Source organism: Metapseudomonas otitidis (genome assembly GCF_011397855.1).
In the GTDB taxonomy this organism is placed as follows: domain Bacteria; phylum Pseudomonadota; class Gammaproteobacteria; order Pseudomonadales; family Pseudomonadaceae; genus Metapseudomonas; species Metapseudomonas otitidis.
Genome location: NZ_AP022642.1, coordinates 4,742,571 through 4,756,700, shown reverse-complemented (window position 1 = coordinate 4,756,700; position 14,130 = coordinate 4,742,571). Strand labels below are relative to the sequence as shown.

Here is a 14,130-nt window from a genome sequence, read left to right as displayed (position 1 = left end):
GGCTCGCCGACGCGCGGCGGGATCAGCCGGCGGTGACGTAGCGACGGACGCCGCTGTCCTGTACCGGCAACTGGGCGGCGACGCTGCCCTGGGCGGGGAACACCACCAGGTGATCGGCGGCGATGCGGATGCCCACTTCCTGGCCCGGTGCGTGGTCGGCATGGCTCGGGAAGATGGCTTCCAGCTGGGTGCCGGTGGGCAGTTGCAGGCGATAGAGCGTGGCGGCGCCGAGGAAGGTCTTGCCGGTGACGGTGGCCTTCAGCCCGGCATCGCTGGCGGGGACGATGTCGTCCGGTCGCAGCAGCACGTCCACCGCACTGCCTTCCGGCCAGGTGTAGGCACGGTTGCCGCGGATGGTGCCCAGCTCCGTCTGCACGGTGTCGGGGCTCAGTTGCTGGCCGCGGATGAAGTAGCCCTGGCCGATGAAGCTGGCGACGAAGGGGGTCGCCGGCTCGTGGTAGAGGTTGTAGGGGGTGTCCCACTGCTCCAGGTGGCCTTTGTTGAACACGCCGACCTGGTCGCTGACGGCGAAGGCTTCTTCCTGGTCGTGGGTGACCAGGATGGCGCTGGTGCCACGGGCCTTGAGGATGTCGCGGACCTCGTGGCTGAGGCGCCGACGCAGTTCGCCATCGAGGTTGGAGAAGGGTTCGTCGAGCAGCAGCAGGGCCGGCTCCGGCGCCAGGGCGCGGGCCAGGGAGACGCGCTGCTGCTGGCCGCCGGACAGCTCGTTGGGGAAGCGCTTGGCCAGGGCCGAGAGGTTCACCAGCTCCAGCAGCTCGCCGACGATGCGCTCGCGCTGCGGGTGCTTGCGGATGCCGAAGCCGACGTTCTCTTCCACGGTGAGGTGGGGGAACAGGGCGTAGTCCTGGAACACCATGCCGATGCGCCGCCGCTCGGGGGCGAGGGTGTAGCCGGCGCGGGAGATGACCTCGCCGGCGAGGCTGATCTCGCCTTCCAGCACCGGTTCGAAGCCGGCGATGGCGCGCAGGGTGGTGGTCTTGCCGCAACCCGAGGGGCCCAGCAGGCAACCGATGTCCCCGGCGTTGAGGTGGAGATTGAGGTTCTGGACGACGCGCTGATCCTGGTAGCCGCAGCTCAGGTCACGCAGGTTGAGTAGCAGTTCGTGGCTCATGCTCTGGACGCGTGTTCGACGAGGAATTCCAGCAGCGCCTTCTGGGCGTGCAGGCGGTTTTCTGCCTGGTCCCAGGCCACTGAACGGGGATCGTCCAGCAGGTCCATGCTGATTTCCTCGCCCCGGTGCGCCGGCAGGCAGTGCATGAAGATAACCGCTTCATCGGCCAGGTCCAGCATTTCCTTGTTCACCTGGTAGGGCGCGAACAGGGCCAGGCGGCGCTCGGTTTCCTCTTCCTGGCCCATGGAGGTCCAGACGTCGGTGCTCACCAGGTGGGCGCCACGCACCGCTTCGCGCGGGTCGCGCATCACGCGGACACGCTCGCCGGCCTGGGCCACCAGCGCGGCACTGGGCTCGTAGCCCTCGGGGCAGGCGATGTTGAGGTGGAAGTCGAACTGGATCGCCGCCTCGATATAGGAGTTGCACATGTTGTTGCCGTCGCCGATCCAGGCCACGGTCTTGCCCTGGATCGAGCCGCGGTGCTCCTGGAAGGTCTGCATGTCGGCCAGCAACTGGCAGGGGTGCAGGTCGTCCGACAGGCCGTTGATCACCGGCACGCGGGAATGGGCGGCGAACTCCACCAGCTTGCTGTGGGCGAAGGTGCGGATCATCACCGCATCGAGCATGCGCGACATGACGATGGCGCAGTCGCTGATCGGCTCGCCACGGCCGAGCTGGGTGTCACGCGGGGACAGGAAGATCGCCTGGCCGCCGAGCTGGATCATGCCGGCCTCGAAGGACAGGCGGGTACGGGTGGAGGCCTTCTCGAAGATCATCCCCAGCACGCGGCTCTTGAGCGGCTCGTAGAGCACCCCTCGATGGCGCAGGTCCTTCAGCTCGATGGCTCGACGGATCAGGCTGCTCAGCTCCTGGGGGGGGCAATCCATCAGGGAGAGAAAATGCCTTGCGCTCATTGCTGACTACCTTTTTTGTTGCCGCTGGCCGCAAGTCCGGGCCGGGTTTTTCGAGGAAAAGCAGGCGGGACCGGCGGGCTGGGCCGCTCGGGGGCGACGGAATGGGGAAGGCGCGATCTTATAAGGAAATTACGCATAGGCGCAAATTGCCCCGCAGATGCTTCGTCGAAGCGGCGGGGAGTAGCCTGACGGCAGCTTGGGAAGTCATGAACTGATGGGAAAAAAACCAGGGCTGTAGGGTGTCGCCTCCCCGGATCGGACCCGGTCCGGGGCTCGGTCCATCAAGACGTGGAACAGGACCGAGGCACATTCCCAGACATGGAGTACCACATGAAAAAGTTCCTGATGCCCGCTGCCCTGATGGCGCTGATTGCTTCGGTAACCGGCTGCAGCAGCTACCACATCAGCCAGCCGTCTTCCGCCCTGGAAGCCGAAGTCCAGACCGACCTGAAAGCCGACGTTGCCGTCGGTGAGTCGATCAGCGGGCAGTCCGAAGTGAACATCCTGTTCAACTTCATCCAGTTCGGTGGCGACAGCCAGTTCGCTGACGGCGTCACCTACGGCGGCGCTTCCTCCGGCCTGCCGTTCGGTCCCGATCCGGTTGGCGCGGTGAAGTCCGCTGCTGCCTTCAAGGCCGTGAAGAACTCCGGCGCCGACCTGATCGTCGCCCCGCGCTACGAGCTGAACATCGACGACTACTTCGTGTTCAAGAAAGTCAGCGCCAAGGTCGTGGGCAACAAGGGCACCATCCGCTCCATCAAGTAAGCCCGCACCACCCGAATCGGCAGGCTTGATGCCTGCCGATTCACATCGCTTAAGCCGCTGGTCAAGCGGCAGCCCTGCTTCCATAGTTCAGCGATTGCGACCCGACCGGTCGTCTCGAACAAGAACATGAGGCAAGGCCATGACCAAGTCCGTTCACTACCGTGCGTGCCACCTGTGCGAGGCCATCTGCGGCCTGGCCATCGAAACCGAGGACCGGGCGGACGGCTCGCGGCACATCCTCTCCATCAAGGGCGACCCGCAGGACAGCTTCAGCCGTGGGCATATCTGCCCCAAGGCCGTGGCCCTGCAAGACATCCAGAACGACCCTGATCGCCTGCGCCAGCCCATGCGCCGGGCGGGCAGCGAGTGGCAGCCCATCGGCTGGGACGAGGCTTTTGCGCTGGTGGCCGAGCGACTGGCCGATATCCAGGCCCGCCATGGGCAGCAGGCGGTCGCCGTGTACCAGGGCAACCCCAGCGTGCACAACTACGGGCTGATGACCCACAGCAACTACTTCCTCGGCTTGTTGAAGACCCGCAACCGCTTCTCTGCCACCTCGGTGGACCAGTTGCCCCACCACCTGGTGAGCCACCAGATGTACGGCCACGGGCTGCTGATCCCGATCCCGGACATCGACCACACCGATTTCATGCTGATCCTCGGCGGCAATCCGCTGGCCTCCAACGGCAGCATCATGACGGTGCCGGACGTGGAGAAGCGCTTGAAGGCGATCAAGGCCAGGGGCGGGCGCCTGGTGGTGGTGGACCCGCGGCGCAGCGAGACGGCCGCCATCGCCGACCAGCACCTGTTCGTGCGGCCGGGCCAGGACGCCGCCCTGCTGCTGGGCATGCTCAGCACCTTGTTCGAGGAGGGCCTCGGCCGGGCCACACACCTGCCGGTGGATGGCCTCGACGCCGTGCGTCAGGCCGTGGTGGCCTTCACCGCCGAGGCCATGGGGCCGCGTTGCGGCATCGAGCCCTCGGTGATCCGCCAGTTGGCGCGCGACTTCGCCGCTGCCGAACGGGCGGTGTGCTACGGGCGCATGGGCGTGTCCACCCAGGCGTTCGGCAGCCTGTGCCAATGGCTGATCCAGGTGATCAACCTGGTCACCGGCAACCTCGACCAGGCCGGCGGTGTGCTCTGCACCGAGCCGGCGGTGGACCTGGTGTCGACCACCTCCGGCGGCCACTTCGGGCGCTGGCACAGCCGCGTTTCCGGGTTGCCCGAGTACGGCGGCGAACTGCCCGTCTCGGCCCTGGCCGAGGAGATGCTGACCCCAGGCGAAGGGCAGATCCGCGCCCTGGTCACCGTGGCCGGCAACCCGGTGCTCTCCACCCCCAACGGGCGGCGCCTGGAGCAGGCGCTGGACGGGCTGGAGTTCATGGTCAGCGTCGACCTCTACATCAACGAGACGACGCGCTACGCCGACCTGATCCTGCCGCCGACCGCGCCGCTGGAGCACGACCACTACGACACCACCTTCAACCTGTTCGCGGTGCGCAACGTCACCCGCTTCAACGAGCCGGTGCTGGCCAAGCCGGCTGGTGCGCTGGATGACTGGGAGATCTTCGTCGGGCTGGCGAAGGCCTTCGCGGCGCGCACCGGCGTGGAGCTGAAGCCGACCCTGCCGCCTCGGCAGATGATCGACATGGGGCTGCGCTTCGGCCCCTATGGCGAGCGATCCAGCTGGGGGCTTTCCGTCGAGCGCCTGGCGGAGCATCCCCACGGGCTGGACCTGGGGCCGCTCAAGCCGAACCTGGCCGGCCGCCTCAAGACCGAGGCGCGTCGCGTGGTGGCCGACCCGGCGCTGTTCATGGAGGACCTGGCGCGCTTCGCCGAGCAACCCGCTCCAGTGGCCGGCGAGCTGGTGCTGATCGGCCGGCGGCATGTCCGCAGCAACAACTCCTGGATGCACAACTACCACCGCCTGGTGAAGGGCAAGCCGCGCCACCAGCTGCTCATGCACCCGGACGACCTCGCCCGGCGCGGGCTGAGCGATGGTCAGCGGGTGAGAGTGCGTTCGCGGGTCGGCAGCATCGAAGTGGAGGTGGCCGCGAGCCTGGAGATGATGCCCGGCGTGGTGAGCCTGCCCCACGGCTGGGGCCATGGGCGGCCCGGTGTGATGATGGCCATCGCCGCCGAGTTGCCAGGGGCCAGTGCCAATGACCTGACCGACGAGCGGTTCCTCGATGCCGTGTCCGGCAATGCCGCGCTGAATGGCGTGCCGGTGGAGGTGGTGGCGGCCTGAAAAGTGCCAGTGCAAGTCCGAGCGACATGCTCGGACTTCCGTTACAATGCCGCCACCGCGCCGACCCTGTAGTCGGATAGTTCAGCCGAGGTAGCCATGGATATCATCGAAACCATCAAAGAGCAGATCGCCAACAACACCGTCCTGCTGTACATGAAGGGCTCTCCCAATGCTCCCCAGTGCGGTTTCTCCGCCCGTGCTGCCCAGGTCCTGATGGGCTGTGGCGAGAAGTTCGCCTACGTCGACATCCTGCAGAACCCGGAAATCCGCGCCAACCTGCCCAAGTACGCCAACTGGCCGACCTTCCCGCAGCTGTGGGTGGCGGGTGAGCTGGTCGGCGGCAGCGACATCCTCGTCGAGATGTACGAGAAGGGCGAGTTGCAGCAACTGATCAAGGATGCGGTGAGCAAGGCCGGCGCCTGAGCCTCCCGCTGAAATGAAAAAGCCCCGCTGATGCGGGGCTTTTTCATGGGCGGGTGTCTTACTCGTCCATCTGCGACTGCAGGTAGTTCTCCAGGCCGACCTTCTCGATCAGGCCCAGCTGGGTTTCCAGCCAGTCGATGTGCTCTTCCTCGGACTCGAGGATGTCTTCCAGCAGCTCGCGGCTGCCGTAGTCGCCGACGCTTTCGCAGTAGGCGATGGCGGCCTTCAGGTCTGGCAGGGCGTTGTGCTCAAGCTTCAGGTCGCTGCTGAGCATTTCCTTGGTGTTCTCGCCGATCATCAGCTTGCCCAGGTCCTGAAGGTTCGGGATGCCTTCCAGGAAGAGGATGCGCTTGATGAGCTTGTCGGCGTGCTTCATCTCGTCGATGGACTCGTGGTACTCGTGCTCGCCGAGCTTCTTCAGGCCCCAGTCCTCGTACATCCGGGCGTGCAGGAAGTACTGGTTGATGGCCACCAGTTCGTTGCCGAGGATCTTGTTGAGATGCTGGATGACTTTCTTGTCGCCTTTCATGAGGGGGTCCTGCCACGCAAGGGGTTGAGTGACGGAATTTTAACCAGTTCCGCTGAGGTGTCAACGTAAGTGCTTGATATATAAGATAATTTGAATGTGAATACGAACGCTTCAAGTCCGCGTCTTGTCGCTAACTGCTTGATTTACGGGCATAAAAAAACCGGACTCGAGGTCCGGTTCTTCATAAGAGGGTGTTCAGGCCGGTACGAAAGTGGCCGGGTAGGCGAGGGCGGCCTGGCTGCTCTGGACCTCGGTGAGGGTCTCACGCACCACCTGCTTGGCCAGGCAGGCACATTTGCCGCACTGGGTGCCGACGCCGAGCGTCTCGCGAATCTCACGGTAGCTGCAGCAACCTTCGTAGATCGCTTCGCGGATGTGACCGTCGGTGACACCTTGGCAGAGGCAGACGTACATGGGGACCGGCACCTGTGGTTGGCTTCGATGGATGGCGATACTAATTAGAATGAGAATGATTGTCAAAGTCCGTCCGTCTGCTCCGCGTGTAGGTCATTTCACGCAGGGGGTGTCGAATCTGAAGGCGATGTGCAGCGGCTGATTCAGGGATGAGGCTGCAGAGGCTTCATGAACAAGGCGGCGTAAGGGGGCCGGAATGAAAGAACCCGGCCGGGGCCGGGTTCGTCTGCAGCGGGAGGGGTCAGTCCGTACGCCAGGTGATCTCGCTGACGCCGTCGGCATTGACCTTGAACCAGCGGTCGGCATCTTCCTCGCCCTGGGCTTCGTCCCAGCCGCCGGGGGCGCAGCGGATCTCCACGCCCAGCGCCTGGTGGGCCGCCTGGGCGCAGGCCAGGTCGCTGTCCCAGGGGGTTGCATCGCTTTCCAGCAGGAGGCTGTGCCACTTGCCCACGGCCTTGGGCAGCCAGGTCACCGGGATGTCGCCCGCGCGGCACTTGAAGGTCTGGCCGCGCGCCTGCCAGTCGCTGCAGGGACCGATGGCTTCGGTCAGCCAGGCGGTGACTGCGTCCTGTTCGGCGTCCTTCAGGTAGATCTCGATATCGGGTTGGCGCATGGGAAGGTCCTGGCGGGGCCCCGGCCGGTGCGCGGGGCGGTCACTCGTGAGGCTGCAAGTTTAAGGGGGAGTGGGCGCTATTTCGAGCCCGCCGGGGCTAGGCCTTGACGATCCAGTCGTAGCGGATGGATACCGTCACGTCGAACGGTTCGGCGATCACCGCAGCGCGGCGCTCGGCGCTGGCACGCCAGCCGTGGGGCGTCATTGCCAGCAGGTCGGCACGGGCCTCGGCGCTGTCCAGGTGCAGGGTGTATTCCAGGGTTTCGCTGTGGGCCAGGGCCATGCCGGCGGGAATCAGCGCCAGGTGCTTCTGGTCGTCGTAGTCGCGCACCTCGTCGTAGATGCGCTCGCGCAGCTGCATCAGATGGCCGCGGGTCGGGCCCATGCGCAGCAGGCCGCCGCCTGGGGCCAGCAGGCGCTGCGCTTCCTGCCAGTCCAGCGGGCTGAAGACGCTGGCCAGCAACTGGCAGCTGGCGTCGGCCAGTGGCACGCGGGCCATGCTCGCCACCAGCCAGGTGAGGTTGGGTGTACGGCGGCAGGCACGTTTGACCGCCTCGCGGGAGATGTCCAGCGCGTAGCCGTCGGCTTCCGGCAGGGCGTCGGCGAGCTGAGCGGTGTAGTAGCCCTCGCCACAGCCGATGTCGAGCCAGCGGCCTGGCTGGCGCTCGGCCGCCAGTTCCGCCAGGCGGCGGGCCAGGGGTGCGTAGTGGCCGCCATCGAGGAAGCGCCGACGGGCTTCCACCATGGCGGCGTTGTCGCCCGGGTCGCGGCTCTTCTTGTGCTGCACCGGCAGCAGGTTGAGGTAGCCCTGGCGGGCGCGGTCGAAGCGGTGGCCGGCGGGGCAGGCGACGCCGTTGTCGAGCGCCGTCAGGGCGCCCTGGCAGAGGGGGCAGGTGAGCATGATCAGGCCAGCAGGCGGACGAGGGTCTGTTGGTAGATGTCGGTCAGCAGGTCCAGGTCGCTGGCCAGGACGCGCTCGTTGACCTGGTGGATGGTGGCGTTGACCGGGCCGAGTTCCACCACCTGGGTACCCATGGTGGCGATGAAGCGGCCATCGGAGGTGCCGCCGCTGGTGGAGGGCGTGGTCTCGCGGCCGGTCACGGCCTTGATGCTGGCGGCGACCGCGTCCAGCAGCTCGCCAGGTTCGGTGAGGAACGGCAGGCCGGACAGGGCCCACTCCACGTGGTAGTCCAGGCCGTGCTTGTCGAGGATGGCGTTGACCCGCTGCTGCAGGCCTTCGACGGTGGATTCGGTGGAGAAGCGGAAGTTGAACACCGCCTTCAGTTCACCGGGAATGACGTTGGTCGCGCCGGTGCCGGCATTGAGGTTGGAGACCTGGAAGCTGGTGGGCGGGAAGAAGGCGTTGCCGTCGTCCCAGTGCTCCGCCGCCAGTTCGGCCAGCGCCGGGGCGGCCAGGTGGATCGGGTTCTTCGCCAGGTGCGGGTAGGCCACGTGGCCCTGCACGCCGCGCACGGTGAGGGTGGCGCCGAGAGAGCCACGACGGCCGTTCTTCACCACGTCGCCCACCAGGGTGGTGCTGGAGGGCTCGCCGACGATGCACCAGTCCAGGCGCTCGCCACGGGCGGCCAGGCGTTCCACCACGGCCTTGGTGCCATGATGCGCCGGGCCTTCCTCGTCGCTGGTGATGAGGAAGGCGATGGCGCCCTTGTGGTCCGGGTGCTCGGCAACGAAGCGCTCCACCGCCACCACCATGGCGGCCAGGCTGCCCTTCATGTCGGCGGCGCCACGGCCGCAGAGCATGCCGTGCTCGTCCACCAGGGCCTCGAACGGCTGGTGTTGCCAGGCCTGCACCGGACCGGTGGGCACCACGTCGGTGTGGCCGGCGAAGCACAGCACCGGGCCCTCGCCGCCACGGATCGCCCAGAAGTTCTCCACCTCTTCGATGCGCATGCGTTCGATGCGGAAGCCGGCGGCTTCCAGGCGGCGCATCATCAGGTCCTGGCAGCCTTCGTCGACCGGGGTGACCGACGGGCGGCGGATCAGGTCGCAGGCGAGTTCCAGGGTGGGGGAGAGGGCGGTCATGCAGGGGCTCCGGGGCGGCAAGGCGGAAAAGGGCGACATCTTAAAACATAAACGGCGGCCATTGGCCGCCGTTTAGGACGCTCGCGGAGGTCAGGCCGCGGCGGGTTGGGGCTGCTCGGCCACCACCGGTTTCGGCGCCGATGACAGCAGTGCCATGACCAGCGCGGCAGCGTAGGGCAGCGACTGCACCAGCAGGGTGGCGACCCAGAACTTCACGTCGGAGCTGGGCAGGCCCTGCACGATGGCGATGCCGATGGCGGCCCCCCACAGCAGCAGCATGATGAACACTTCCTCGCGGGCTTCGGCCAGGGCCATCAGCAGACCGTGGTTGGTGCGCATCTTCGGCGTACGGAAGAACGGGATGGTCTTGGTGAAGAACCCGTACAGCACCGCCTTGGCGATGGTGTGCGACAGCGCCAGGCCGGCGATGGCGGCACAGAAGGCGTCCTTCAGGTTGACCCCCACCGCACGCTGGTAGAGGAACACGATCTTGCCGAGCTTGAAGAAGAACAGCGTCAGCGGCGGGATGGCGAAGATCAGCAGCGGCGGGTCGACCCGTTGCGGCACGATGATCATCGCGGCCGACCAGAGCAGGGCACCGATGGTGAAGAAGATGTTCAGGCCATCGGCGATCCACGGCAGCCAGCCGGCGATGAAGTGGTAGCGCTGACCGCGCTTGAGCTCGGAGTCCTTGCCCATGAACAGGCTGCGGACGTGGCCCTTCATGATCTGGATGGCGCCGTAGGCCCAGCGGAAGCGCTGCTTCTTGTAGTCGATGAAGGTGTCGGGCATCAGGCCCTGGCCGAAGCTGTCGTGGGCGTAGGCGGCGGCGTAGCCCTTCTCGAACACGCGCAGGCCCAGCTCGGCGTCCTCGCAGATGGTCCAGTCAGCCCACTGCAGTTCGTCCATCACGCTGCGGCGGATCATGGTCATGGTGCCGTGCTGGATGATCGCGTTGCGGTCGTTGCGGGTCACCATGCCGATGTGGAAGAAGCCCTTGTACTCGGCGTAGCAGAGCTTCTTGAAGGTGTTCTCGTTGCCGTCGCGGTAGTCCTGCGGGGACTGGACCACGGCGATGGACGGGTCAGCGAAGTGCGGGACCATGTGCTTCAGCCAGTTGCGGTTGACGCAGTAGTCCGAGTCGATCACCGCGACCACCTCGGCGTCCGGGGCGGTGTGCGGCAGGATGTAGTTCAGCGCGCCGCCCTTGAAGCCGGCCAGCGGAGCCACGTGGAAGAAGCGGAAGCGCGGGCCGAGCTGTTCGCAATAGGCCTGCACCGGCTCCCACACGGCCGGGTCCTTGGTGTTGTTGTCGATGATCAGGACTTCGAAGTCCGGATAGTCGAGGTTGGCCAGGGCGTCGAGGGTCTGCTTCACCATCTCCGGCGGCTCGTTGTAGCAGGGCACGTGGATGGAGACCTTGGGACGGTAGGCGCTGTCGGCCAGCACCGGCATGAACGGCCGACGACGGGCGCGGACCCACACGGCCTCGGCCAGCTCGTGGGCCTCGGTGAGCAACACGATGAACACGCCCAGGGCGCCGATGCCCAGCAGCACGCCGACGGTCATGCTGAACCAGGTGCTGTACTGCTGGCTGTAGTCGTAGGCGATCCACACCAGGGCGGAACCACCGGCGAAGGCGACGAAGGTGAGGAAGGTGCGACCGCGCTGGCGCAGGGCGCTGCCGTCGATCAGGGTCAGGGCCAGGGCCAGCAGGGCCATGACCACCGAGGCGACGGCGAGCATGCGCCATTGCGGGATGGCGATCACCGGGCCTTCGAAGTTGAACTTGGGCTGGCGGTCGAGGTTGTAGACGCCCCAGTAGGCGCCCACGGAGCCTTCGTCACTGGCCTTCCACGGCTGGTCGAAGGCCTCGATTACGAAGTAGTTGTAGCCCTGGGCGTTGAGGGCGTTGACCAGGGTGCGCAGGTAGATGGCCTGGTCGGCCTGGGTGGCGTCGGCGCCGCCGCGCATGCGGCCGTTGCTCGGCCAGCCCACTTCGGACAGCAGCAGCGGCTTCTTCGGGAAGGCCTTCTTCAGGTCCTTGGCGCGCTCCAGCACGAACTGGGTGGAGTCCTGCATGGGGATGAACTCCCAGTAGGGCAGGACGTGGGAGGCGATGAGGTCGACGTGGTTGGCCAGCTCCGGGTATTTCAGCCAGATGTGCCACTGCTCGGAGGTGGTCACCGGAACCTTCACGGCGGCGCGTACGCGGTCGAGGTAGGCGGAGAGGTCCTTGCGGCTGATCTCGCGGCGGAACAGGGCTTCGTTGCCCACCACCACGCGAACGACGCTGCGGGAGGTGTTGGCGATCTCGATGGCCTTGGTGATCTCGCGCTCGTTGCGTGCTTCGTCCGGGCTGATCCAGATACCGAGGGTCACGCGGAGGCCGAATTCCTCGGCGATGCGGGGGATGTCCGCCAGGGTGCCGTCCACCGAGTAGGTGCGGATGTTGTCGGTCTGCTTGCTCAGCAGCTCCAGGTCTTCACGGATCTGCTCGTCGGTGGGGTAGCGGTTCTGCTGCGGGTTCTGGTCCGCGCGGAACGGCGAGTAGGAGTAGCCGGAGATCTGTTCAGGCCAGTCGGGCGCGCTGACCGGACGGTTATAGAGCGCCCAGAGTCCGGTGAACAACGCGGCGACCGCCACGAAGACCACCAGGTTGAGACCAAATTTACGCGATGACATAGGGATTTCGGGTTCCGAAGCGTGGAACGGGGGAGATAGCGCCAGCGAGCGCTGGTCGGCGCGCATGCTACTCCGGCGTCCGGCGACTGTATAGATTGTGTACGAACGATAGACGTACCGCTCCGTCGCCGCACAAACCCTTTGTCCTTCGGCGCCTGCGGAAGTTTCGCAGCGGTGTGCGCGGCACCGCTGCGAAGGGGGTCAGAGCGCCTTCAGCAGGATGCGTTCGCTGGCCGCCAGGTCCAGGTCGCGACGCTCGCCAAGGGCGGTCATGCCGTGGCGTTCCAGCTGGGCCAGGACGCGGGGAATGGCGTCGGCGTCGAGGCCATGGTCGGCCAGGCGGGTGGGCACGTCCATGCGCTCGAAGAAGGCACGGGTGGCATGGATGGCACCGTCGATGCGCGCCGCCTCGTCACCGCTCAGCCCCCAGACCCGCTCGGCATACTGCAGCAGCTTCTCGCGCTTGGCGTCGCGGCGTTCGTCCAGCAGCGCGGGCAGCACCACGGCCAGGGTCTGAGCGTGGTCCAGGTGATAGAGGGCGGTGAGTTCGTGGCCGATCATGTGGGTCGCCCAGTCCTGGGGGACGCCACAGCCGAGCAGGCCGTTCAGGGCCTGGGTGGCGCACCACATGAGGTTGGCGCGTACGGCGTAGTCCTCGGGGTTGGCCAGGGCCTTGGGGCCTTCCTCGATCAGGGTCAGCAGCAGACCTTCGGCCTGGCGGTCCTGCAGGGGCGCGTCGGCGGGGTAGGTGAGGTACTGCTCCAGGGTGTGGACGAAGGCGTCCACCACGCCGTTGCCGATCTGCCGGGGCGGCAGGCTGAAGGTGGTGCGCGGGTCGAGGATGGCGAAGCGGGGGTACAGCAGCGGGCTGGAGAAGGGCAGCTTCTCCTGGCGGGCGACGTGGGTGACCACGCCGTGCGGATTGCTCTCCGAGCCGGTGGCCGCCAGCGTCAGCACGCAGCCCAGCGGCACGGCGGCCTGGGCGCGGGTGCCGGTGAGCAGGTCCAGCGGGTCGCCGTCATGGCAGAGGGCGGCGGCGATGAACTTGCTGCCGTCGATCACCGAACCGCCACCCACCGCGAGGATGAAGTCGCACTGCTCCTGGCGGGCCAGTTCGACGGCGCGCACCAGGGTGTCGAACTGCGGGTTGGGCTCGATGCCGGCGAAGCGTACCAGGCTGTAGCCGGCCAACGCCTGCTCCACCTGCTGCCACACGCCGTTCTGGAAGATGCTGCCGCCGCCGTGGGTGACCAGCACCCGGCTGCCGGCGGGAATCTCCCGGGACAGCTTGGCGATCTGGCCTTCGCCGAAGTGGATGCGGGTCGGGTTGTAGAAGGTGAAGTTGCGCATGGGACTCCCCCTGTCGGTGTGCAGGGACTATAGCGTCGGCCGACCCAGGGCGAATCTATGGGCTGCCATTCAGCCGGGATGGGCTTGGGGCGGAGCGGGGCCCTTCCTATAATGCGCGCCGCCCGCCGGTGGGCGACGGAGTGACGAGATGACAGACGAACGATTCGGCGGTATCGCCCGCCTCTACGGCCAGGAAGGCTTCGCGCGCCTGCAGGCCGCCCATGTGGCCGTGGTCGGCATCGGCGGCGTCGGTTCCTGGGCGGCCGAAGCGCTGGCACGCTCCGGGGTCGGGGAGATTTCCCTGTTCGACCTCGACGACGTCTGCATCACCAACACCAACCGCCAGGTGCATGCCATCGCCGGTAGTGTCGGCAAGGCCAAGGTGGAGGTGATGGCCGAGCGCATCCGCGCCATCAACCCGGCCTGTGTGGTTCATGCGGTAGCCGACTTTGTCACCCGCGAGACCATGGCCGAGTACATTACTGTGGAGCTGGACGCGGTGATCGACTGCATCGACAGCGTGGCGGCCAAGGCGGCGCTGATCGCCTGGTGCAAGCGGCGCAAGATCCAGATCGTCACCACCGGCGGCGCCGGCGGCCAGGTGGACCCGACGCAGATCCAGGTCACCGACCTGAACAAGACCTTCAATGACCCGCTGGCGGCCAAGGTGCGCTCCATGCTGCGCCGCGACTACAACTTCTCCCGCACGCCGGGGCGCACCTACAGCGTGCCCTGCGTGTTCTCCACCGAGCAGCTGCGCTACCCCAAGCCCGATGGCTCGGTGTGCCAGCAGAAGAGCTTCGTGGGGGAAGGCGTGAAGCTGGACTGCGCCGGCGGCTTTGGCGCGGTGATGATGGTCACCGCCAGCTTCGGCATGGTTGCGGCAGCGAAGACGGTGGACAAGCTGGTGGCCGGTGCGCGGCGGCCGTCGGAGCGGACTGCGGGCTAGCACGTTTGCACCGGGAGCTGTTTCGCGAATGAATTCGCTTCTTCTACCGGGTGGTACCACGCGGT

Annotated in this window: 13 protein-coding genes; 4 read left to right on the top strand and 9 right to left on the bottom strand. The window is 66.6% G+C overall.

The annotated features are described in order from the left end of the window. Positions 1-22: 22 nt before the first annotated feature. Both PotMrB4_RS21975 and argF read right to left on the bottom strand, forming a co-directional pair. On the bottom strand, positions 23-1,132 hold the full coding sequence (locus tag PotMrB4_RS21975) for an ABC transporter ATP-binding protein (protein WP_044414432.1): 1,110 nt from the start codon (positions 1,130-1,132) through the stop codon (positions 23-25). Further along, positions 1,129-2,046 carry an ornithine carbamoyltransferase gene (gene argF / locus PotMrB4_RS21970; protein ID WP_172434472.1) on the bottom strand — a complete coding sequence of 306 codons (918 nt, stop codon included), beginning with the start codon at positions 2,044-2,046 and terminating at the stop codon, positions 1,129-1,131. Before argF ends, PotMrB4_RS21975 begins: the two co-directional genes overlap by 4 nt. Positions 2,047-2,376: 330 nt before the next feature. Here argF and PotMrB4_RS21965 point away from each other — a divergent pair, with 330 nt between their 5' ends. The 3 genes from PotMrB4_RS21965 (at position 2,377) to grxD (ending at position 5,482) form a co-directional block, all read left to right on the top strand. Beyond that, positions 2,377-2,811: a lipoprotein gene (locus PotMrB4_RS21965; RefSeq protein ID WP_044414427.1), complete on the top strand. Its 435-nt coding sequence runs from the start codon at positions 2,377-2,379 to the stop codon at positions 2,809-2,811. A 139-nt stretch (positions 2,812-2,950) separates the two neighbouring features. Beyond that, complete coding sequence (locus PotMrB4_RS21960; RefSeq protein WP_172434471.1) at positions 2,951-5,059, top strand: molybdopterin oxidoreductase family protein; 2,109 nt, start codon at positions 2,951-2,953, stop codon at positions 5,057-5,059. 96 nt (positions 5,060-5,155) lie between these two features. Next, entirely contained in the window at positions 5,156-5,482 is a 327-nt protein-coding gene (gene grxD, locus PotMrB4_RS21955; RefSeq protein ID WP_044414422.1) for a Grx4 family monothiol glutaredoxin, read from the top strand. Positions 5,483-5,540: 58 nt separating this feature from the next. Here the strand turns inward: grxD and bfr are convergent, their stop codons facing one another. From bfr to PotMrB4_RS21920, 7 genes are all read right to left on the bottom strand, one after another. Further along, positions 5,541-6,011: a bacterioferritin gene (gene bfr, locus PotMrB4_RS21950; RefSeq protein ID WP_044414420.1), complete on the bottom strand. Its 471-nt coding sequence runs from the start codon at positions 6,009-6,011 to the stop codon at positions 5,541-5,543. 195 nt (positions 6,012-6,206) lie between these two features. Next, a complete protein-coding gene (locus tag PotMrB4_RS21945) occupies positions 6,207-6,425 on the bottom strand; it encodes a bacterioferritin-associated ferredoxin (protein WP_044414418.1) in 219 nt (72 codons plus the stop codon). A gap of 241 nt (positions 6,426-6,666) precedes the next feature. After that, the gene (locus tag PotMrB4_RS21940) at positions 6,667-7,038 is read right to left on the bottom strand and encodes a hypothetical protein (RefSeq protein ID WP_172434470.1); all 372 of its coding nucleotides are present in this window, start codon (positions 7,036-7,038) and stop codon (positions 6,667-6,669) included. A gap of 97 nt (positions 7,039-7,135) precedes the next feature. After that, positions 7,136-7,939, bottom strand: coding sequence for a putative RNA methyltransferase (locus tag PotMrB4_RS21935; RefSeq protein ID WP_044414414.1), 804 nt, complete (start codon positions 7,937-7,939; stop codon positions 7,136-7,138). 2 nt (positions 7,940-7,941) lie between these two features. Next, positions 7,942-9,081 carry a succinyl-diaminopimelate desuccinylase gene (gene dapE / locus PotMrB4_RS21930; RefSeq protein WP_142015219.1) on the bottom strand — a complete coding sequence of 380 codons (1,140 nt, stop codon included), beginning with the start codon at positions 9,079-9,081 and terminating at the stop codon, positions 7,942-7,944. A 90-nt stretch (positions 9,082-9,171) separates the two neighbouring features. Beyond that, positions 9,172-11,766, bottom strand: coding sequence for a glycosyltransferase (locus PotMrB4_RS21925; protein WP_172434469.1), 2,595 nt, complete (start codon positions 11,764-11,766; stop codon positions 9,172-9,174). Positions 11,767-11,967: 201 nt separating this feature from the next. Beyond that, entirely contained in the window at positions 11,968-13,116 is a 1,149-nt protein-coding gene (locus PotMrB4_RS21920) for an iron-containing alcohol dehydrogenase (protein WP_172434468.1), read from the bottom strand. Between the two features lie 148 nt (positions 13,117-13,264). Between PotMrB4_RS21920 and tcdA the strand changes: the two genes are divergently transcribed. Continuing rightward, positions 13,265-14,065 carry a tRNA cyclic N6-threonylcarbamoyladenosine(37) synthase TcdA gene (gene tcdA, locus PotMrB4_RS21915; protein WP_172434467.1) on the top strand — a complete coding sequence of 267 codons (801 nt, stop codon included), beginning with the start codon at positions 13,265-13,267 and terminating at the stop codon, positions 14,063-14,065. The last annotated feature ends 65 nt before the right edge of the window (positions 14,066-14,130 follow it).

What these genes read in the sequence shown, in the direction of transcription:
- PotMrB4_RS21975 (WP_044414432.1), bottom strand. Translation starts at nt 1,132, where the DNA reads ATGAGCCACGAACTGCTACTCAACCTGCGTGACCTGAGCTGCGGCTAC.
- argF (WP_172434472.1), bottom strand. Translation starts at nt 2,046, where the DNA reads ATGAGCGCAAGGCATTTTCTCTCCCTGATGGATTGCCCCCCCCAGGAG.
- PotMrB4_RS21965 (WP_044414427.1), top strand. Translation starts at nt 2,377, where the DNA reads ATGAAAAAGTTCCTGATGCCCGCTGCCCTGATGGCGCTGATTGCTTCG.
- PotMrB4_RS21960 (WP_172434471.1), top strand. Translation starts at nt 2,951, where the DNA reads ATGACCAAGTCCGTTCACTACCGTGCGTGCCACCTGTGCGAGGCCATC.
- grxD (WP_044414422.1), top strand. Translation starts at nt 5,156, where the DNA reads ATGGATATCATCGAAACCATCAAAGAGCAGATCGCCAACAACACCGTC.
- bfr (WP_044414420.1), bottom strand. Translation starts at nt 6,011, where the DNA reads ATGAAAGGCGACAAGAAAGTCATCCAGCATCTCAACAAGATCCTCGGC.
- PotMrB4_RS21945 (WP_044414418.1), bottom strand. Translation starts at nt 6,425, where the DNA reads ATGTACGTCTGCCTCTGCCAAGGTGTCACCGACGGTCACATCCGCGAA.
- PotMrB4_RS21940 (WP_172434470.1), bottom strand. Translation starts at nt 7,038, where the DNA reads ATGCGCCAACCCGATATCGAGATCTACCTGAAGGACGCCGAACAGGAC.
- PotMrB4_RS21935 (WP_044414414.1), bottom strand. Translation starts at nt 7,939, where the DNA reads ATGCTCACCTGCCCCCTCTGCCAGGGCGCCCTGACGGCGCTCGACAAC.
- dapE (WP_142015219.1), bottom strand. Translation starts at nt 9,081, where the DNA reads ATGACCGCCCTCTCCCCCACCCTGGAACTCGCCTGCGACCTGATCCGC.
- PotMrB4_RS21925 (WP_172434469.1), bottom strand. Translation starts at nt 11,766, where the DNA reads ATGTCATCGCGTAAATTTGGTCTCAACCTGGTGGTCTTCGTGGCGGTC.
- PotMrB4_RS21920 (WP_172434468.1), bottom strand. Translation starts at nt 13,116, where the DNA reads ATGCGCAACTTCACCTTCTACAACCCGACCCGCATCCACTTCGGCGAA.
- tcdA (WP_172434467.1), top strand. Translation starts at nt 13,265, where the DNA reads ATGACAGACGAACGATTCGGCGGTATCGCCCGCCTCTACGGCCAGGAA.